Annotated in this window: 16 protein-coding genes; 6 read left to right on the top strand and 10 right to left on the bottom strand. The window is 70.5% G+C overall.

Annotation, left to right across the window (positions count from 1 at the left end):
- Positions 1-118 precede the first annotated feature (118 nt).
- The 3 genes from BR98_RS12100 to BR98_RS12095 all read right to left on the bottom strand — a co-directional run bounded on the left by BR98_RS12100 (position 119) and on the right by BR98_RS12095 (position 3,933).
- A complete protein-coding gene (locus BR98_RS12100) occupies positions 119-1,006 on the bottom strand; it encodes an MBL fold metallo-hydrolase (protein WP_035844299.1) in 888 nt (295 codons plus the stop codon).
- A 225-nt stretch (positions 1,007-1,231) separates the two neighbouring features.
- Entirely contained in the window at positions 1,232-1,384 is a 153-nt protein-coding gene (locus tag BR98_RS39245) for a hypothetical protein (protein WP_157537702.1), read from the bottom strand.
- Between the two features lie 377 nt (positions 1,385-1,761).
- Positions 1,762-3,933: a TerD family protein gene (locus BR98_RS12095; RefSeq protein ID WP_035844297.1), complete on the bottom strand. Its 2,172-nt coding sequence runs from the start codon at positions 3,931-3,933 to the stop codon at positions 1,762-1,764.
- Between BR98_RS12095 and BR98_RS12090 the strand changes: the two genes are divergently transcribed.
- A complete protein-coding gene (locus tag BR98_RS12090; RefSeq protein WP_198042406.1) occupies positions 3,898-4,410 on the top strand; it encodes a hypothetical protein in 513 nt (170 codons plus the stop codon). The two genes, BR98_RS12095 and BR98_RS12090, sit on opposite strands and share 36 nt — an antisense overlap.
- A gap of 125 nt (positions 4,411-4,535) precedes the next feature.
- Here BR98_RS12090 and BR98_RS12085 read toward each other — a convergent pair whose 3' ends face one another.
- Entirely contained in the window at positions 4,536-5,060 is a 525-nt protein-coding gene (locus tag BR98_RS12085; protein WP_035844293.1) for an AAA family ATPase, read from the bottom strand.
- A 104-nt stretch (positions 5,061-5,164) separates the two neighbouring features.
- Positions 5,165-5,737: a GNAT family N-acetyltransferase gene (locus BR98_RS12080; RefSeq protein WP_035851790.1), complete on the bottom strand. Its 573-nt coding sequence runs from the start codon at positions 5,735-5,737 to the stop codon at positions 5,165-5,167.
- A 262-nt stretch (positions 5,738-5,999) separates the two neighbouring features.
- Here BR98_RS12080 and BR98_RS12075 point away from each other — a divergent pair, with 262 nt between their 5' ends.
- The 3 genes from BR98_RS12075 (at position 6,000) to BR98_RS12065 (ending at position 7,982) form a co-directional block, all read left to right on the top strand.
- Positions 6,000-6,911 (top strand): phosphotransferase family protein, encoded by a 912-nt coding sequence (locus tag BR98_RS12075; protein WP_198042206.1) that lies wholly within the window; start codon positions 6,000-6,002, stop codon positions 6,909-6,911.
- 308 nt (positions 6,912-7,219) lie between these two features.
- Positions 7,220-7,483, top strand: a complete 264-nt coding sequence (locus BR98_RS39240; protein ID WP_051969687.1) for a hypothetical protein — start codon at positions 7,220-7,222, stop codon at positions 7,481-7,483.
- Between the two features lie 79 nt (positions 7,484-7,562).
- The gene (locus tag BR98_RS12065; protein WP_035844289.1) at positions 7,563-7,982 is read left to right on the top strand and encodes a hypothetical protein; all 420 of its coding nucleotides are present in this window, start codon (positions 7,563-7,565) and stop codon (positions 7,980-7,982) included.
- A 77-nt stretch (positions 7,983-8,059) separates the two neighbouring features.
- Here the strand turns inward: BR98_RS12065 and pntB are convergent, their stop codons facing one another.
- Together pntB and BR98_RS12055 are read right to left on the bottom strand one after the other, a co-directional pair.
- Entirely contained in the window at positions 8,060-9,547 is a 1,488-nt protein-coding gene (pntB, locus tag BR98_RS12060; RefSeq protein WP_035844287.1) for a Re/Si-specific NAD(P)(+) transhydrogenase subunit beta, read from the bottom strand.
- Positions 9,548-9,553: 6 nt separating this feature from the next.
- Entirely contained in the window at positions 9,554-11,110 is a 1,557-nt protein-coding gene (locus tag BR98_RS12055) for a Re/Si-specific NAD(P)(+) transhydrogenase subunit alpha (protein ID WP_035844285.1), read from the bottom strand.
- Between the two features lie 402 nt (positions 11,111-11,512).
- On the opposite strand from BR98_RS12055, the gene BR98_RS12050 reads away from it, so the two are divergent.
- On the top strand, positions 11,513-15,808 hold the full coding sequence (locus BR98_RS12050) for a bifunctional nitrate reductase/sulfite reductase flavoprotein subunit alpha (protein ID WP_035844283.1): 4,296 nt from the start codon (positions 11,513-11,515) through the stop codon (positions 15,806-15,808).
- Between the two features lie 160 nt (positions 15,809-15,968).
- Here the strand turns inward: BR98_RS12050 and BR98_RS12045 are convergent, their stop codons facing one another.
- Positions 15,969-16,658, bottom strand: a complete 690-nt coding sequence (locus BR98_RS12045; RefSeq protein WP_035844281.1) for an SDR family NAD(P)-dependent oxidoreductase — start codon at positions 16,656-16,658, stop codon at positions 15,969-15,971.
- A gap of 247 nt (positions 16,659-16,905) precedes the next feature.
- Here BR98_RS12045 and BR98_RS39235 point away from each other — a divergent pair, with 247 nt between their 5' ends.
- On the top strand, positions 16,906-17,508 hold the full coding sequence (locus tag BR98_RS39235; RefSeq protein WP_157537700.1) for a hypothetical protein: 603 nt from the start codon (positions 16,906-16,908) through the stop codon (positions 17,506-17,508).
- 200 nt (positions 17,509-17,708) lie between these two features.
- Here BR98_RS39235 and BR98_RS12035 read toward each other — a convergent pair whose 3' ends face one another.
- Together BR98_RS12035 and BR98_RS12030 are read right to left on the bottom strand one after the other, a co-directional pair.
- Positions 17,709-17,978, bottom strand: coding sequence for a helix-turn-helix domain-containing protein (locus BR98_RS12035; protein WP_051969685.1), 270 nt, complete (start codon positions 17,976-17,978; stop codon positions 17,709-17,711).
- A gap of 239 nt (positions 17,979-18,217) precedes the next feature.
- On the bottom strand, positions 18,218-19,867 hold the full coding sequence (locus tag BR98_RS12030) for an ISAzo13 family transposase (protein ID WP_407639401.1): 1,650 nt from the start codon (positions 19,865-19,867) through the stop codon (positions 18,218-18,220).
- Positions 19,868-19,872: the final 5 nt, after the last annotated feature.

Raw genomic sequence — 19,872 nt, 5'->3', positions numbered from 1 at the left:
GGACTTCTCCCCACGTCGGTTGTCGGCGAACGGTAGCGGGCCCCGCTGACAGGACCGGGCTCCGCCGACAGGGGCCGGGTCGAGCCAGCACCGACGCCTCCTCCGCAGTCGTCGCCCGCTACCAGCGCATCGCGGTGAAGTCGACGGCGCGGGGCTGGAGTTCTCGGGTGCGCGCGGTCAGGTCCCGCAGCCGCCGGGTGATGTCCTCGGCGGGGAGGCGTCGACGGTCGCCGTGGCCCGGCAGCAGCCACTCGAAGTGCAGCAGGTCGGTGGTCCGGGCCAACGAGGCGGCCAACTCCTCGATGGAGTACCAGGTGACATTGTCGACCACCTCGATGTCCGCGGTGGTCCGCGACCAGTACAAGCTGTCGCCGCTGAAGCAGTACCGCTGGTCCGCCAGGTAGAGCACGCTGCCTCGCGTGTGCCCGGGGAAGGGCAGCGCGAGCACCCCTTCGGCGATCTCCACCGGATCGGTGCCGCGCAGCACACGATCGGCGTCCGGGGCGGCATCGAGGTCACCCTCGTGGATCCACAGCCGGGCGCCGAAGCGGTCGGCGTAGCGGCGGCCGTGCGCGGCATGGTCGCGGTGGGTGAGCAGGACGTCGGTGACGGGGCCCAGCCCTTCGTAGCGCGTGGCCAGTGCAGCGCTCCAGCGTGGCGTGTCGACCATCATCCGGGTGCCGTCGGGGCGGCGCAGCAGGTAGGAGTTGGCGCCCGCGGTGTGCCTGGAGTTGTGTCCGCACAGGTGCACGGTGTCGTCCAGGGCCAGCGGGAACGGGTCCAGTGCTGGGTCCAGCGGCCCGGCCGGGGGATGGATCGACCGGGTGGGGCAGGCGTGCGCGGCGGCGTGCAGCTGCCGGGCCTCGGCCTGGTCCTGCGGCTGGCGCAGGACGACCGAGCGGCCGTCGACCTCACCGATCAGGCCGGGGGCGAGCTGCCGGGCGACGTCGCAGTTCGTGCAACGCCCGTCCACCTGCCAGCCGTCCTCGAAGCCTTCATCGCTCATGGGCCTGCCTCCCTCGGTGCTGCGTCCGCCGACCGGCCGGCGCGCTGCGCCTGCGGACCGGCCGCTCACAGTCCAGAGGTACCCCGCGTCCTGCGGATAAAGGAAGAGGCCTTGGATCTTGTTCTTGCGGCGGTGCGCTGCTCTGAGCGCCCAGTGCCGCTGTCTACGGAAAGCAGAACGGGCCGTCACCGATGGTGCGGTGACGGCCCGTTGAGGTCGGGGTGCTCATGAGGCCAGGTTGGTGAGGGCCTGGTACGCGCGCCGGGTGGTGCGTTCGGCGCGGTTCTTGAGCCGGAGTGCGCGGGCGAGGCGGTAGTTCTCGGCCTCCCGCAGACGCTCGTCGATCGTGGCCCGCGCAGTGTCGAGTTGGTAGGTCATGGTGTCTCCCCCTGGATGTGGCGGTCCGTCGGCATCACCGTGATGCCTGTCGCGGGGGCCGCCCTCGCACTTCTGATTCTACACCCAAACTTGCCCGGTGCCCTTCATTTTTGCCATCCGTTCGGAGAATGGCCTGTTGATCGAAGGCTTCAGGCCAGTTTGGGCTCAGTTTGGTGACCCGGGACCGACCGCGGGGGTGTCGCGGGGTGTCCGGAAGGCGCGCACGGCGGCGCAAGTACGGGGATCGGGGAACGACAACGCCGGGGTGCCCTTGGGCACCCCGGCGTGACGTCGAGGGCGAGGAAAGCGGACGGACTAATTCAGTGAGGAGTGAGAAGGAAGTCCGTCCATGGCCTCGCCGGGGCCAACGCTAGCAGTCAGCCGGGGATCAGGGCACGCAGATTTTCCGGGGTGACGACCAGCGACTCCGGGTGCAGTCCGACCGGGCGTTCCAGGCCGATGTAGGTGACGGGGCCGTTCGGGACCGTCGTGCCGTCCCACAGCGTGGTGGCCGTGGCCCGGTCGGCGAGCAGCTCGGTGAGGTAGCGCACCGTCAGGTACTCGCGCTCGACGATGCCGCGCACCAGTGTGGCGACCGACACCTGGTTCCCCTCGACCCGGTTGGCGTGCGGGTGCCCCTGGAGGTACAGGTGCAGCCACTTGGCGTGCCAGCGGCCGTCGTTCCCGCGCAGGAACACCAGCGGCAGCGCGACCCTGCCCGGCCCGCGCAGCTCCGACTTCATCCGCACGGTGCGCGGCTCGAACGGGCGGCCCTGCTGCTCGGCCTCGCGCAGCATGAAGCCGAAGAAGGACTCCTCGACCTCCTCGAAGCCCTCCCCGGAGAAGACGTTGACCTGCGGGACGATGAAGGCGCCGCGCACGGCGTTCAGGCGCAGGTTGATGAACTCCGAGGCGCCGTTGGGCGCGTTGGTGATGTCGCCGGAGTGCTCGCCCTCCAGCTCCTTGAGGGTGGTGTACGAAAGCCAGCTGACGGTCTTGTAGTCGGCGTCCAGCATCAGCGCCGACAGGTCGAAGTCGGTGATGTGGCTGGACTGCTTCCAGTAGACGAAGAACCGCAACAGCTCGCCGTCGACCGGGGAGAGCGAGCCCCGGGGGAGCACGCCGAAGCCGCCGGTCGTCGCCTTGCCGCTGAGCGGGAGCGCGACGTCGAGGACGCCCGGGTCGATCAGCAGGTGCCCGGGGTCCGGGAGGCGGCGGCGCATCTCGGCGTCCACGGCGGCGATCAGGCGCTCGCGCTCGGGCGGCAGCACGACGGAACGGGTGTCCGTGGTGACCCAGGCGCGGGCGCGCTGGTTGACGAAGACGCGGCGCTCGCCGGTCTCCTGCGCGCGGTTGTGGAGGTGCTCGCGGACCGAGAGCAGCACCCGACCGGAGACCTGGGGGGCGACCTGCTCGGCGGCGGCCACCACGGCATCGCGCTCGTCCTCGGTGAGGCAGGAGCGCAGCAGGCGGTCCAGCGAGCGGAACAGCTTGCCCGGGGCTCCCGTCAGCAGCCGCGCGGCGCCGGCGACGTCGTTCATGCCGAGCAGTTCCTCGAGGTGACTGTCGAAGGACCGGGCCTCCTGCTCGCCCCGGGCGACGGCGAACACCTGGGCGGCGTGCGGCCAGCGCGGGTACTCGTGCGGGTGGAGCCGCTCGCCGAGGCGCTTGAACGCCTCGCGGTGCGCGTTGACATCGGCGAGCTTGGCGGGGGCCGCCGCGACCACCGCGTCGAGGCCGGCGAGCAGGGCGCGGCGGACCGGCCGGGCCGGCGACCGGAACCGGGTCGGTTCCACCAGGGACACATCGCCGTCCGAGAGCGCGCAGGCCAGGCGGAGCACGTCAGTGACGGTGTCCAGCAGGAGGTCCGCGCCGGCCTGGAGGCGGGTGAGGTTGACGACGGCGCGGTTCTCCCGCACCGGTATCGCCTCGGGCTGGGGACCGTCCACGCAGTGCTCGGCGAGTGTGCCGAGGTCGCGCAGCCCCTCCTCGCCCAGCGGAGTGGTGCTGCCCGCCAGGGCCAGATACAGCGCGGTGACCTCGTCCTCCAGGGGACCGCCCAGCTGCAGGACCGTCATACGGTCGCCCGCGGCCGCGATCAGCTCGTCGTGAGCGGCCAGCATCTCGGCGTACGTGTGCTGGTAGTTGCCGTACGACGGGAGCGTCAGCAGGTCGACCACACCGGTGCGCAGCTGGGCGAGCGTGTTCTCGCGCGAGCCGTCGTCGGCGAGCGCCTCGCCGATGCACCGCATCCAGAATTCGAAGGTGTCGGGCACGTTGGCCGGGAAGTCGACGAAGTAGACGTTGTGCTGGACGTGGTCACCGACCATCTGGCGGACGGTGTCCAGGGTGCGCGCGGCGGTGTCGACGACCGTTTCCTCGGACAGCCCCGCCAGGTGCTCCAGCAGGCCGGCCGAGAGCTTGAAGCCCGCGGACATCAGCGCGGCGTCGAACCGCCGCGCTGCGACGGCGCCTTGCCCGGCTGGTCCGGAAGGGGCGGGGAGGCGGTGCGTGTGACGGATGACCAGGGGCGCAAGATGGTGGGTCATCCGGGCATGATCCCAGAACCACGCGAGCCGACGCATTCGGGTTTTCGAGCGGTCAGGCGGGTCGGCCGGCGAGGAAACGGGGGAGCGGTGGACCGCTCGGCTCCGGCAGGATGGTCCGATGAGCGTTTCGATCGTGGGGCTGTGACACGTGCTGCCTTTCGTGCCAAAGGCAGCAATGTCATCGACCTGAATCAGACGTACAAGGATCTTCGCGGCGCCGGGCAGTACAGCCCGATACCCGACCAGGAGACCCAGACCGCTTGGTCGACCGCCTTGCAGCACCTTGGCTCCGGCCTGGACAGCGTCATGAGCGTCTCGCTCCTCCGCCTCGGCCCGACCATGGCTCCGGCACAGGCCAAGGAGACGGAAGCCCTGGGTTGGGAAGAGTTCGGCACGGGCGTTGCCGGTCTGAAAGACGTCGACTCACGCCTCCAGGCCTTCGGCTGTCTGCCGCACGGTAACCCTTGGGATGGGTAGCCGGCCCGGACCGCAAGACGGTCCGCCGCTTCAAGACCGTCCGAGGTGGCGAACTCCTGTATTGCGCACGTGACTTCGGACTCCGCAAGGCCAGGGTCCGGTCAGCGGATCTCCACCTGAAACAGTCACGCGAACGACGGCCACCGGCTGGCGGCCCACTCCCGCCAGCCCGCCCAGCCGGAGGGCGGGCCGGCGGCCGCGCCGCCTCCCAGCTCCGCCGCGTCGGGCTCCTCGAAGTGCGCCCGCCCGTCCAGGATGTCGGCCTCAGTCATCGGGAACGTCTCCTCGGGGGTGGTCGCCCAGCGATGGGCGATCCGGGCGCGTTGCGTCTCATCGTCCACCGGCAGGTAAACCATGCGGAAGGACGCGTCCTCGGCCTCCACCAGCCAGCGGATCGCGGACCGTTCGTCCCGGGACCAACAGCCGTAGTCCACCACGACATTGGTGCCCAGCTTGACCGCCTCCAAGGCGAGCCAGAGCATGCGCCCCTCCAGCACGTCGCGCTTCCCGTCCGACTCCGCCTCGCCGAACAGGGGAATCATCCAGTCATCGGGCGTCAGGCGCAGCGCGCCGTGCTCATCGGCGAGTTGCCGAGCCCTCGTGGTCTTTCCGGCCCCTGGCAGGCCGACCATCAGGAACAACGTGGTCACGCCCAGATCGTGTCAGCGAAGCCGGGCGGACGGCCACTGCTTTTGTCGGCCTGATTACGGCCTGAGCCACTGGCGGATCGAGGCCACGCTGACGGCGACGGAACTCAGCGGGTGGGAACCGACTCGGACGACGGCTGCCACTCCCGCCTGATCAGCCCGTACACCCACGAGTCAGAGACATCGCCGTTGACGACGCAGTCTTCCCGCAACGTCCCTTCCCGCACGAAGCCGAGCTTCTCCAGCACGCGGGCAGACGCCACGTTGCGCGTATCGGCCTCAGCCTGGACGCGATTCAGGTCCAGCGTGTCGAATGCCCACCGCAGCAGAGCGCGCGAGGCCTCGGTCGCGTAGCCGTGACCCCACGCCGCATCGCCGAAGCAGTAGCCGATCGCCGCGCTGCGGTAGTCCGGATTCCACCTGTTCAGGCTGCACCAGCCGATGAACGCCCCGTCGGAGACACGATCCACGGCGAGCCGCGCCCCGGTGCCCTCCTGCGCCATCTGCCGGCAATCCCTGATGAACTTCTCGGCGCGCGCGGGCTCGCTCCACGGCGGCGAGTCCCAGTAGCGCAGCACGTAGGCGCTGCTGTGCAGTGCGAAGAGGTCGTTCGCATCAGCGTCCTCGAAGGCACGCAGTCGAAGACGAGCGGTGTGCAACGAGGGGGTGGGCAGCGACATGCTCATGTTCCGTCCCATGATCGGTAGCCGATCCATCAGACATCCGGTGCGGGTCGCTCGCAACGGGTTTTCTCGGCGGGCTGGCAGAACGACGTGTCCGCTCATCGATCACGGGCTCGATCGGGCCCCGGCGCTTGTCGGACAGAAAGGGCGCTGGTCATTCCGCCAAAAGCTTTTGCGCGTGCTGCCGTCCGGATGATGAGCTGGCGCGGTGACCAACCATCATGAGGCGGACGCCGTCCGACCGTTGACACGGGCTTGGGTGAGCCGACAACTGGAGGTCGGCGAACGGATCGTCAGAATTGAGGCGCTGCACGGCGGCAGCACCGCCGAGATGCGGAGGCTGACCGTCGGCACCCGGGACGGAGGCACCCGTGACCTGGTGCTGCGGACCTACGTCGACCCGTACTACCTGGAGCGCGCCGAGGACTCGCTGATCAGGGAGGTCGGCGCCCTGACACTGCTGGCGGGGTCCGAGGTGCCGGCTCCTGGACTGGTCGCGGTTGATCCGACCGCCGCGCAGTGCGAGTATCCGTCGCTCCTCATGACACATCTGGCGGGCGGGACGGTCTTCGACGACGAGGGACTGGAGACGCGCGTCCCGCTGCTGGCCCGTCAACTGGTCGCGATCCACGCGTTGCGACCCGTCGAGCGGCCCCGGGAGTATGTGGCGTTGACGACCGCCGACACCGTGGTGGTTCCAGGGGGTGCCGACGCGGTGGCATGGGCCGCGGCGATCGACGTGATCCGCAGGCCCGCGCCGCCCTATGAAGGGCGATTCCTGCACCGGGACTTCCAACCCGGGAACGTGCTGTTCGACGTGCTGCCCGCAAGGTCGGCCGGTGCGCGGCTGACCGGCGTCGTCGACTGGGCGGCTACCTCCTGGGGCCCGGCGGATCTCGATGTGGCGCACTGCTCCACCAATCTGGCGTTGCTGCACGGTCCCGAGTGGGGTCAGCGGTTCGCCGAGGCGTACGAGGAGGCCGGCGGGGTGCTGGCCGCAGCGGCGAGCGAGCGGCTGTACTGGCGGGTGCGGAGCCCGCTGGCGTTCTCCGAAGAGGTGGAGCTGGTGGCGCGGGCATGGCGGGAGACCGGGAGGGCGGAGCTGACGACGCGGGTCGTGGCGGAGCGGCTGGACGCCTATGTCACCGCCCTGATGGAGGCGCTGGGCTGAGCAGCCGAGGCGGTCCGGGGCGGGGGCCCGGCGCTGACCGAACTGATTGAGGCGGTGTTTACGGCTGTGGCGATCTGGTTGCGGTCGGCTGCGGCCAGTGCACCGGCACGATAACCAGTTGTGCCACGGCAGATTCCTCGCCACGGTTCCCAGATGACCACACGAGATCTCGGTCGGGTCGAGCGTATCGGCGACACGGTGCACCGGCCGGCCGGTCCGTGGACCCCGGCGGTTCACGGCCTGCTCCGCCATCTGGAAGCCGTCGGCTATGAAACCCGCAGCCGCCCGACCGGCGTCACCGCCTCGAGGTGTTCGCCACCGCCTACGGCCTCACCGACACGGCGGGCCTGGTCGATGCCGTGCTCACCGTCCAGGAGCACGGCATTGATGCCGTCCGGCGCCTGGCCGAACAGGGCCACGAGCCCCAGGCCACCTGGGTCGCCGAAGGGCACCTGGACGAACTCCGGGCCCGCCTCGCCTGGAGCCAGGCCAACCGCCACCTGATCGACCCCATGACCGCCGCCGACCGGGCACCTGGAGGAAAGTGGTGCGGTCAACCTCTTGAGGAGTGAGACAACTCGTCAGTAACATCTGGCTCGCGGCGTGGCCGGGTAGCGGTCCCGCCGTTCGCGGAGGTGGGAGGCGGAGGGCATGCGCAAAGTGGTGCTCACGGCGGCGGCGGTGGTGCTGCTGGTCGAGTCGGTGGTGGTCGGACTCGTCGGGCTGATCCTGGGTGTCGCGGCCAGCCGGCAGCACATGTCGGTCGGTGGGCTCTCCAGTTCCAGGATGGCCATGGGCTCCTGGATCGGTCAGGGAGTTCTGGCCGTGTTCCTGCTGGTCTGCGCCGTGCTGGTGGTGCTCTCGGCCGGTCGCGAGGCGGTGCGGCCGGCAGTGCGGATCCTGCTGCTCGTCTGTGCGGTCCTCAACGGAGTACTGGCCGCCCTGGCCGTCGCGCTGTCCGGCTGGGCCGCCTTCGGCCTGCTCATCGTGCTGACGGGTGTGCTGGTGCTGGCGGTCATGCTGGCCTACGAGAGCCCCTTGCTGACGGAGAGCTCGCAGGCACAGCAGTAACCCTCATGTACGCACAGCGGTGCACGCACAGCAGTAACCCTCATGCGTGCACAGCGGTGCCCGCACAGCAGGAACCCCTACACCGCCGGCTGGCCCGCCGCCGCCGCTTGGCGACTGCTGCCGGCGACCGGCGGCCGGCCCTCGGTGCCGGGCGCCTGTCCCAGTGCCTGGAGGATCTCCTCGACGCTCTGCTTGGCGTCGCCGAACAGCATGCTGCTGTTCTCGCGGAAGAACAGCGGGTTCTGGACCCCGGCGTAGCCGGAGGCCATCGACCGCTTGAAGACGATGACCCGCTCCGACTCCCACACCCGCAGCACCGGCATGCCGGCGAGCGGGCTGGACGGGTCCTCGGTGGCGGCCGGGTTGACGGTGTCGTTGGCACCGATGACCAGGACCACGGAGGTGTCCGCGAAGTCGTCGTTGATCTCGTCCATCTCCAGCACGATGTCGTACGGCACCTTCGCCTCGGCCAGCAGCACGTTCATGTGTCCGGGCAGCCGGCCGGCGACGGGGTGGACGCCGAAGCGGACCTCGACGCCGCGCTCCCGCAGCCGGCGGGTCAGCTCCGCGACCGGGTGCTGCGCCTGGGCCACCGCCATGCCGTAGCCGGGGGTGATGACCACCGACCGGGCCTGGGCGAGCAGTTGCGCCGCCTCCTGCGCGCGGATCTCCTGGTGCTCGCCCTGCTCCTCGCCGCCGCCGGACGGGGCTTCGATGCCGAAGCCGCCGGCGATGACGGAGAGGAAGGACCGGTTCATCGCCTTGCACATGATGTAGGACAGGTAGGCGCCGGAGGAGCCGACCAGTGCCCCGGTGACGATGAGCAGGTTGTTGTCGAGCAGGAACCCGGCGGCGGCCGCGGCCCAGCCGGAGTAGCTGTTGAGCATGGAGACGACGACGGGCATGTCCCCGCCGCCGATCGAGGCGACCAGGTGCCAGCCCAGCGCGAGGGCGAGCACGGTGACCGCGACCATCAGGCCGAGGTTCGGGCTGACGGTGAACCAGACCGTCAGCGCCAGGAAGGCGCCGAGTGCGCCGAGGTTGAGCGCGTTCTTGCCCGGCAGCACCAGCGGTCGGGAGTTGATCCGGGCGGACAGCTTGAGGAAGGCGACGATGGAGCCGGTGAAGGTCACCGCGCCGATGAAGATGCCGATGAACACCTCGGCATGGTGGATGCCCAGCAGGTCCGCGGCGATCGGCGACCCGGCCGAGCCGTGCGACTCGACCTCCAGGTAGCTGTTCCAGCCGACCAGCACCGCGGCGAGGCCGACGAAGCTGTGCAGGACGGCGATGAGTTCGGGCATCTGGGTCATCTCGACCCGCCGGGCCCGCCAGAGCCCGATCACGCCGCCCAGTGCCATCGCGAGGACGATCAGTGCGACCGCGCCGGCGGTGATGCTCTGGGCCGCCACCACGACGGTGGCGACCAGGGCGAGGGCCATGCCGGCGATGCCGTAGACGACACCGGCGCGGGAGGTGCGGTGCTGGGACAGCCCGGCCAGGCTGAGGATGAAGAGCAGCGCGGCGACCAGGTCCGCGGCGTGGGCGGCCGTGGTGGAAGTCATCGGGGCTCAGCCTTTCGAGAACATGCTCAGCATGCGGCGGGTGACGGCGAAGCCGCCGAAGATGTTCACGCTGGTCAGCAGGATCGCCACGCAGGACAGCACGGTGACGACCACGCTCTCGTGCCCGATCTGCAGCAGGGCGCCGATCACCACGATCCCGGAGATCGCGTTGGTCACCGACATCAGCGGGGTGTGCAGGGCGTGGTGGACCTTGCCGATGACGTAGTAGCCGATGACCACCGCGAGCGCGAAGACCGTGAAGTTCTCGGCGAGTTGGGCCGGCGCAAAGGCGACCAGGGCGAACATCGCCAGCATGCCGAGGCCGATCACACCGAAGCGGGCCGCCGGGGTGAGCCCGGACCGCTTCGGCTCCACGACGGCGGGCACGGGCACGGGCTGTGCGGCGGGAGCGGCCGAGACGGCGACGGGCGGCGGTGGCCAGGTGGTCTCGCCCGCCCGGACCACGGTCACGGCCCGCTGGACCACGTCCTCGAAGTCGATGACCAACTGCCCGTCCTGCCCCGGTGTCAGCAGTTTCAGCAGGTTGACCAGGTTGGTGCCGAACAGCTGCGAGGCCTGGGCGGGCAGTCGGGACGCGAGGTCGGTGTAGCCGATGATGGTGACCCCGTTGTCGGTGACCACCGTGCGGCCCGGCACCGTGCCCGCGACGTTGCCGCCCTGGGCGGCGGCCATGTCGACGATGACGCTGCCGGGCTTCATCGCCGCCACGTCCTCGGCGGTGACCAGGCGCGGGGCGGGCCGGCCGGGGATCAGCGCCGTGGTGATGATGATGTCCACGTCCTCGGCCTGCTCGTGGTAGAGCTCGGCGGCGGCGCGGTCGTAGTCGGTGGAGGTCGCCTTGGCGTACCCGTCGGTGCTGGCCTCCTGGACCACGTCCACGGGCAGGTACTCGCCGCCCAAGGACTTCACCTGGTCGGCCACTTCCGGCCGCGGGTCGGTCGCCCGGACGATCGCGCCCAGGCTGGCGGCGGCGCCGATGGCGGCGAGCCCGGCCACCCCGGCGCCCGCCACCAGGACCTTCGCCGGCGGGACCTTGCCCGCAGCCGTCACTTGGCCGGTGAAGAAGCGCCCGAACACGTGCGCCGCCTCGATCACGGCCCGGTACCCGGCGATGTTGGCCATCGAGCTGAGCACGTCCATCGACTGCGCCCGCGAGATCCGCGGCACCGCGTCCAGCGCGAGCGCGGTGACCGGACGCGCGGAGAGCGCCTCCAGCAGGTCGGGGCGCTGGGCCGGGGCGAGCAGGCCGACCAGGGTCGCGCCGTCGCCCAGCAGGGCGATCTCGCCGGTCGACGGGGCGTTGACCTTCAGGACGACATCGGCGGTCCAGGCGTTGCCGATGGTCGCGCCGGCCTCGGCATAGGCCTCGTCGGTGAACCCGGAGGCCGAACCGGCCCCGGACTCGACGACGACCTGGTAGCCGAGCGCGAGCAGCCCACGAACCGTCGCCGGGGTCGCCGCGACGCGGGTCTCCCCAGCGGCCGACTCGGCGACCACGCCGATGCGCTGAGGAGGGTGGCGCATGGAGTCGTATGCGGACATCTCTCGTGTCTCTCCAGTCAGGAGGAGCTGTTGACGGGGAATCTGCGGTCAGGGCATCTGCGGTCAGGGCATCTGCGGTCGGGGTGCTGGAAGTGCTGCCCTCGGACGCAGGAACCTACACGCCCGAACCCCGCCGGCGGCACAGGCTGGAACCGTGACGCGTTTCACCGCCGCGGGTCCGACGGGGTTGGGCGGTCCGCCCCGCTACGGCAGGTTTGTGGCGTGCCGCTCACACGCGCGGAGAGCGACCTGTGCAGTCCGGTTAACTCCCCGCACCCTCGTGCCGTCACGACCCGGTAACGTGATCTTTCTAGTGTGATGATCGTGGGAATCTCCCACTGCCTGCCACGCCACGCCCCCGTGCGCGGGGCAGGGACTGCGATTCCCGGGGAGGGGCTCTCGGTGACGACGCCTGGCTCGAAGGCGGACAGCGTGCGGACGGTCTGCTCGTACTGCGGCGTCGGCTGCGGCATCGTGCTCGACGTCAGCCTGGACGCCGCCACGGGCAGACGCACCGTCAAGAAGGCTTCAGGGGACAAGAACCACCCGACGAACTTCGGGCGACTCTGCACCAAGGGCTCGACCAGCGCAGACATGATGGCCGCCACCGGGCGGGCCACCACGGCTCTGATCCGTACCGAGCGCGGCACCGCGCCCGCCGAGGTGGACGTGGGCGCGGCGGTCACGGCGGTCGCCAGGCGCCTGCGTGCGATCCTCGATGAGCACGGCCCCGACGCGCTCTCCTTCTACGTCTCCGGGCAGATGTCCCTGGAGGCGCAGTACCTGGCGAACAAGCTGGCCAAGGGCTTCGTGCGGACGAACCAGATCGAGTCCAACTCCCGCCTGTGCATGGCCAGTGCCGGCTCCGGCTACAAGCTGTCGCTGGGCGCGGACGGCCCGCCCGGTTCCTACCAGGACTTCGACAGCGCGGACGCGTTCTTCGTGATCGGCTCGAACATGGCCGACTGCCATCCGATCCTGTTCCTACGAATGATGGACCGGATCAAGTCGGCCGGGGCGAAGCTCATCGTCGTCGACCCGCGACGCAACGCCACCGCGGACAAGGCCGACCTGTTCCTGCAGATCAAGCCGGGGACGGACCTGGCCCTGCTGAACGGGCTGCTGCACCTGCTGGTGGAGAACGGACACACGGACGAAACGTTCATCGCGCAGTACACCGACGGCTGGGAGGAGATGCCCGCCTTCCTGGCGGACTACCGGCCGGCGAAGGTCGCCGAGATCACCGGCATCCCGGAGGCGGACATCCGGCAGGCCGCGCAGTGGATCGGCGAGGCGGGTGAGTGGATGAGCTGTTGGACGATGGGCCTCAACCAGTCCACGCACGGCACCTGGAACACCAACGCCCTGGTCAACCTGCACCTCGCCACCGGCGCGATCTGCCGCCCGGGCAGCGGCCCGTTCTCGCTCACCGGCCAGCCGAACGCGATGGGCGGGCGTGAGATGGGCTACATGGGACCGGGCCTGCCAGGGCAGCGGTCGGTCCTCGTGGACGCGGAGCGCGCCTTCATCGAGGAGCTCTGGGGCATCGAGGCGGGCACGCTGCGGACCGAGGTCGGGCGCGGCACGGTGGAGATGTTCGAGCGGATGGCCGCCGGCGACATCAAGGCGTGCTGGATCATCTGCACCAACCCAGTCGCCTCCGTCGCCAACCGCAGGTCCGTCATCGCGGGTCTGGAGGCCGCCGAACTGGTCATCGCCCAGGACGTGTTCACGGAGACCGAGACCAACGCCTACGCCGATGTCGTGCTGCCCGCCACGCTGTGGGCCGAGTCCGACGGCGTCATGATCAATTCGGAGCGGAGCCTCAGCCTCGTCCAAGGAGTGGTCGACCCGCCCGGGCAGGCCCTGCCCGACTGGCAGCTGATCGCCCGCGTGGCCTGCGAGATGGGCTTCGCCGACGCCTTCACCTACGCGAGCGCCGAGGACGTCTTCGAGGAGCTCAAGCGGGCCTGGAACCCGAAGACCGGCTGGGACCTGCGCGGCGTCAGCTACCAGCGGCTGCGCGAGACCCCGGTTCAGTGGCCGGCCCCGTCCATGCACGGCAGCGACCGGAACCCGATCCGCTACCTCAACGACGGGGTCAGCCAGACCCTGCTGGAGCGCGAGGACGGGACCGCGCCCCGGCTGGCGTTCCCCACGGCCACCGGCCGCGCCCAGTTCTTCGGCCGCCCGCACCTGCCTCCAGCCGAACTCCCCGACGACGACTACCCGTTCGTCCTGAACACCGGCCGTCTCCAGCACCAGTGGCACACCCTCACCAAGACCGGGAAGGTCGCCAAACTCAACAAGCTCAACCCCGGGCCGCTCGTCGAACTGCACCCGGACGACGCCGCCGCCATGGGCGCCAAGGACGGCGACCAGATCGAGGTCGCCTCGCGCCGCGGGCGCGCCGTCCTGCCGGCCGTCGTCACCGACCGGGTACGCCCCGGGAACTGCTTCGCGCCGTTCCACTGGAACGACCTGTTCGGGGAGTACCTCAGCATCAACGCCGTCACCAGCGATGCCATCGATCCGATCTCGTTCCAGCCCGAGTTCAAGGTCTGTGCCGTGGCGTTGCGCGCGGTGGCCGCCCGGGAAGCCAAGGATGCCGCCCCCGTGCCTGCTGCCGTCGGCCCCGCTGTCCCCGCTGTCCCCGGGCCCAACACCGTCGGCCCCGTTGTCCCCGCTGTCCCCGCGTTCGCCACCGTCGGCTCCGCTGTCTCCGTGCTCGCCGCACTGTTCGGCCTGATCGACCTCACCGGCCCGGCGCTGGGCGAACAGGAGCGCCGCTACCTGTCCGGATTCCTCTCCGGTGTGGCCCTGGCGCCGCCCGGCGGCGTCCCGGTGCTGCCCGCGAACGCGCCGTTCGACCCTGCGACGGCGCTGTGGGTGGACGGCCTGCTGGCCGGCATGTTCTCCCGATCCGCGGCCTCCGCCACCCCAGCCACGGCGCTTGCCGCCCGCGCCGCCCCGAGCCCCGCCGCCGGCTCGGCCCCCGAAGTCGCGCCGACCCGGGAGCTGCTCGTGCTGTGGGCCTCGCAGACCGGCAACGCGGAGGAGTTCGCCGCCATGGCCGGCAGGCGCCTGATCGAGGCCGGCCGTACCCCGACCGTGCTCGCCATGGCGGACACCACCCTCGGACAGCTCACCGCCACCACCGACCTGCTGATCGTCACCAGTACCTTCGGCGACGGCGACGCCCCCGACAACGGCGCCGAGTTCTGGCAGCGCCTCACCTCCGGCGACACAGTCCGGCTGGACGGCCTGCGGTACTCCGTCCTGGCGTTCGGCGACTCCAACTACGACGACTTCTGCGGATACGGCCGCCGTTTGGACGAGCGCCTCGCGGAGCTCGGCGCCACGCGCCTGCACCCGCGCACCGATTGCGAACCCGACTACCACGAAGCCGCCTGGCAGTGGCTCGACCAGGTCACCACCGCCCTTGCCACCGCGGCCGACCAGCAGCGGGCGCCCGTCATGACGGCCACGGCAAGCACCGCGGGACCAGTGGCCGCCCCCGCACCCGCAGCAGAGGCTTCCGCTGCCCCTGCCGAAGCCCCGCCGTCCGCACTCGCCACCTACTCCAAGGCCTCCCCGTTCGCGACCCTGCTGATCGGAAACCGGCTGCTCAGCCTGCCCGGATCACAGAAGGAGGTACGGCAGTTCGCCTTCGACACCCGCGACGGCGAACTCGCCTACGAGGCCGGAGACGCCCTCGGCGTCTGGCCGACCAACGGCTCCGAACTCGTCGCCGAATGGCTCGCCCTCACCGGCCTCGACCCCGATGAGCGCGTCGTCGTCCCCGACACCGGTGCCATACCCCTCGGAGAAGCCCTGCGGACCCGCTTCGACCTCGCCGGAATGACCCCGGATCTCCTCAGGTTCGTCGCCGCGCGCACCAGCGACCGCAATCTCCAACGGCTCCTGCGCCCTGACAACAAGGGCGAATTGGCGAAGTGGAGTTGGGGCCGGCAGGCCGCGGACGTCCTCGGTGCCTTCCCCGTCCGAGCCTCCGCTGCCGAGTGGGCAGCCGTCCTGAAACGACTCCAGCCCCGCCTCTACTCCATATCCTCCAGCCCGCTGGCGCACCCCGACGAGGTCCGCCTCACCGTGTCCGTCGTCCGCTACACCAACGACCACGGCCGGGAGCGCAAGGGCGTCTGCTCCAGCTACCTGGCGGACTGCGCCGACGACGGCCCGGTGCAGGTGTTCGTCCAACGCTCGCGCCACTTCCGCCCGCCCGTCGACTCTGCCACCCCGATGATCATGGTGGGGCCGGGTACCGGCGTCGCACCGTTCATCGGCTTCCTGGAGGACCGCCAAGCCCGCGGCCACACCGGACCCAACTGGCTGTTCTTCGGCGAGCAGCGCGAAGCCACCGACTTCTACTACCGCCAGGAACTGGAAGCATTCCGCACCTCCGGTCACCTGGACCGCCTCGACGTCGCCTTCTCGCGCGACCAGCGCAACAAGATCTACGTCCAGGACCGGATGCGCGAGCACGGCCCGCGCCTGTGGCGGTGGCTGCAGGACGGCGCCCACTTCTACGTCTGCGGCGACGCCGGCCGAATGGCCAAGGACGTCGACCGGGCCCTGCGGGAGATCGCCGTCGCACACGGCGGCATGGACGAGGAGGAAGCCGCCCTGTACGTCCGGCAGTTGGCCGGCGAGAAACGCTACGTCCGCGACGTCTACTGATCAGCCACCGGGCCGAACGCGGGGCTCCTCGGCACCAGCCGTCGGTGCACCGCTATCCCGTGCGAGCGGCGAGCGGCGAGCGCGGTACGACGTGCGGCCAGCGTCGACTGCATCCCGCCGATGCCCAGTGGTGGCGCCGCCGCCGTCACGCGGGGCCGACCTACCAGGGCAGCGGGCCCGCAGCGTCGAAGTAGCCACCGGTCGGGCCGTCCGGTCCCAGCTGGGCCGTCCGTACGATGATCTCGGCGCCCTGCGCGACGGTCTGCCTGCCCTCGTGCCGGTTCAGGTCCGTCGCGGTGTAGCCGGGCTCCACGGCGTTGATCCGCATCCCTGGGAACGCCTTGGCGAACTGCACGGTGAGCATGTTGACCGTGGCTTTGGAGGCCGGGTAGGCGACCCCCGGGTACCCCGCGCCGGCCCGGGCCAGCGAGGCCAGGCCGCTGCTGACATTGACCACGACCGGCGCGGCCGAGCGTTGCAGCAGTGGCAGGAAGGCGTGGGTCACCCGGACCAGGCCGAAGACGTTGGTCTCGAACACCTCCCGCATCACGTCGGCGGTCAGCTCCGTGGCCCCTATGATGTCGCCCTCCGGTGACCGCACCTCGACTCCGGCGTTGTTGACCAGGACGTCCAGGCCGCCGCCGGCCTCGACGGTGGCCACCGCGGCGGTCACCGACGCATCGTCGGTGACGTCGAGTTGCACGAACCGGGCGCCGAGCTCGGCAGCGGCCGCCGTGCCTCGCTCGACGCTGCGCGCTCCCAGGTAGACGGTGTGGCCCGCGGCGATCAGGCGGCGGGCGGTCTCGTGGCCGAGGCCCTTGTTGGCCCCGGTGATCAAGGTTGTCGTCATGGGGAACAGCCTCCCTCCGGGACGATGCGATCGGCCAGTGGTTTACGACCCGGTCCGCGACGCTGCTCGACCGGGCCGCCGAAGCCCATCGTGGCGATCGCTTCACTGCTGCGGCGGGCATCCCCCGCCCGCCGTCTGGTGACGGTCGGTCCCAGTCTCAGTCCCCGTCCGCACACCCGCCCGCCCCGCCTCGGGAGCTGTCGGCGCCACCTGCGATGATGACGGCCTCGACCTGGAAGGATGCGACGTGACGGACGCCGGCGAAGCCGCCCCGACGGACGATCAGCGGGAGCCGATAGCGGCCGCTGTGGGCGCAGCGGAGCCCGCTGTGCCCGCCGCCCGTGCCCCGTGGTTCCTGCGCCGCCGCCTGGCGGGCGCCCTGATTGCCGCGACGGCTGTGGTTGCCGTGACGGCGCTGGCCGTCTGGGGATTCGCCGGACAGCACACCGCCTCCCCGGCCGTCGCCCAACCGCCCACCTCGGCACCCGCCGTGTCGCCCACGCCCTCACCGACGCCGACCCCCTCCCTCTCCCCGTCGCCGTCGCTCGCTCCCACCCCCAGCCCGACCCTCACCGCCGCCACGGCCACCGCCGCCACCGCCACGGAGACTGACGCGCCGTCGCCCACCCCGACCCGCAGCCGTCCAGCCCCCTCGCGTACGGCGCACCCCGCCGGACCGACCACTGCCGCGAACACCCCGGGACCACGGCCGACCAGCAACGATCCCGGGCCCGGCTGCAACTGCACCCTCATCCACCCGGACCCCAGTCCCCAGCCCACCTGCGGGACACTCAGCAATCCCTGCTACGTCACCCCGCTCCCGAACACCGCCGTCCCCACCCCGCACTGAGCGCCCGCGCGTGTTGCGGCCTGCCCCGGTTCGAGGGCCGCACCTGGAATGGTTGCCGCTACCGGATCGCCTGCGAACCGCGGTTCCTCCTCGCGCTCCGGACCGGCGCCTGCCCCACCCGTCACCGCGGCGTACCCACGGCGATACCAACCTGACCAAGCTCTGCTACGAGTCGCTTGCCGAATGCGGCGGGTACCCGCCTACTTGAGGCCGATGGCCGAGTCGGCCGATGGCTCACGGCCCGTCGCCTCGGACGGCGTGGTCTTGATGCTGCCCGGAGCCCAGCCGAGGACTTCCTCGAAGCTTTGGGCAACGGTCGGAGTGGGCAGGTCCCCAGGGTCGCGTTCGAAGGTCCTGATGGTCGCCTCACTGAGCCAGGTGCGGCGCGCGAGTTCACGCTCCGAGATGCCTTCGGCCTCACGGAACTCGATGAGGGCTCTCGTCAGCCGCGCCGATTCCTCTCCACTCATGACCGCAGTATGTCGCAGGGTCTGGGCTGGGACAGCCCTCTGACTCGATCCCATGGCCCCAGGGCACCGGCCAAGGCAACACGCCCCCAGGCCGGACCCGAGTCGATTTGTTCGTCCTCGCCATGCAACCGGCGCTCGTCTGGCCCTGACCTGCACGCCAATCCCATGACAGAGTCAGATATCGGGCAAGACATCGCATACTGCCCTCTCAGGAGTGTCTGTCAGGGGCCGTCGATGAATTAGTGGGTTGATTTGTCCTCGCGGTCTGCGGCTGTCGCGTGCATGACGTAGTTCGCGAGGTCGCTGGGGTCGATCAGGCGGGCGGGGATCGGTTCCGGGTGGTGTCCCAGGTCTTCCAGGATGGGGCGGACCTGCTTGATCAGGGCTCTGATCTGGTTCTCCCCGACGCGGAAGAGGTAAGCGGTCAGCGAGCGGGACAGGCCGCGCTGGTCGAGGATGGCGGCCCAGATGATGTTCTCTGTGGTCATCTTGCGGTGCCGGGGCCGCTCCTTGGGCGGCAGGGCGTCCAACCGGTCGCGGACGCTGACGGTGAGTTCGTCCAGGTCATGGCGCTCGATGCCGGTCAGCAGGGGGTGGGTGGCCAGGGTCGCGCCGAAGGTGTGCGCGTGCCGGGGGTGGGATCTGGGGCCGGGCGGGTGGAGCGGGACGTCGGGGATGCCGGGCTGGGGCGGGATCGTGTAGTTCCACTCCCCGTGGAAGTCTTCCGGGCGGATCGTGAGGGCGGACGCGTGTTGTTCGCTGATCTCGATGCCGGTGGGGTAGCTGCCGGTGTCCAGGCGGGCGGTCACGGTCAGTCCGGTGCGGGTGGTGGTCGCCGAGATGAGGTTCAGGGCGGTCTCGTAGCTGGTCAGCGGGTGGGAACGCCAGTTGAGGGAGATGAAGGAGAACAGGCGGTGCTCGACCCGGTTCCACTTCGAAGTCCCCGGAGGTAGGTGGCACACGCTGATCTCCAGGCCGGTCTCGGTGGCGAGAACGGCGAGGTTGGCCTTCCACGCCTTGGCGCGGGAGCTGTTGGAGCCGCCGCCGTCCGCGGTGATCAGCAGGCGTCTTGCCTGTGGATAGGCGGGCCGCCCTTCCTCGGTCCACCAGCGGCGCAGGCTGGAGACGGCGAACGCGGCGGTGTCGTGATCGGTGCCCACCACGACGAACCCGGTATTGCGGCCCAGGTCGTAGATGCCGTAGGGGATCGCTGTGCCCGTGGCGTGGGAGGGGAAGTCGTGGTCGAGGACCTTGACCGGGGCGCCCGGCGGGGCCCACTCGCGTCCGGGCCGGGCGAAGAGTCCGATCTGCTCCTTCTTCTTGGTGTCCACGCTGATCACCGGATCACCGGCCTGGAGGAACTCGGCCACCGTGGAGTTGAGATGCTGGAACTGCGCGTCCCGGTCTGGGTGGTGGCTGCCGGCCAGCACCCGCGCGTTGCCGCGCAGGCTGAACCCGGCCCCTTTCAGCAGGGCCGCGACAGTGTCGCGGCCCACCTTCCTGCCCTGGGCGGCGAGTTCATCCGCGAGGCGGCGCAACGACTTCGTCGTCCACGTCAGGGGCTTCATCGGATCGCCCTGTGTGCTGTCCTCGACCAGCGCCAGCAAGGCCGGCACCAAACCTGGGTCCCTGTCCGCCAGGGCCGGGCGGCCCGCACCCGACCGCCGTACCCGCCCGTCCGGTCCCTCGCCCGCATCGAGTTCGGCCAGGCCACGGCTGACGCGGCCTTTCGAGACGCCCGCAGCCTGTGCCACCGCGGCAATCCCGCCGTGCCCGAACTGCCGGGCCTCCGCCGCGTACAGGATCCGGCGCTGCCGCTCGTTCAAATGCGGCGTCACCGCCTCGAACTTCGCCCGTAACGACTCCACCGATCCATCAAAGCGCCCCATGCCAC

The sequence above is a fragment of the Kitasatospora azatica KCTC 9699 genome, from assembly GCF_000744785.1.
Taxonomy (GTDB): Bacteria; Actinomycetota; Actinomycetes; order Streptomycetales; family Streptomycetaceae; genus Kitasatospora; species Kitasatospora azatica.
This window is presented reverse-complemented; position numbering and strand designations above follow the sequence as displayed.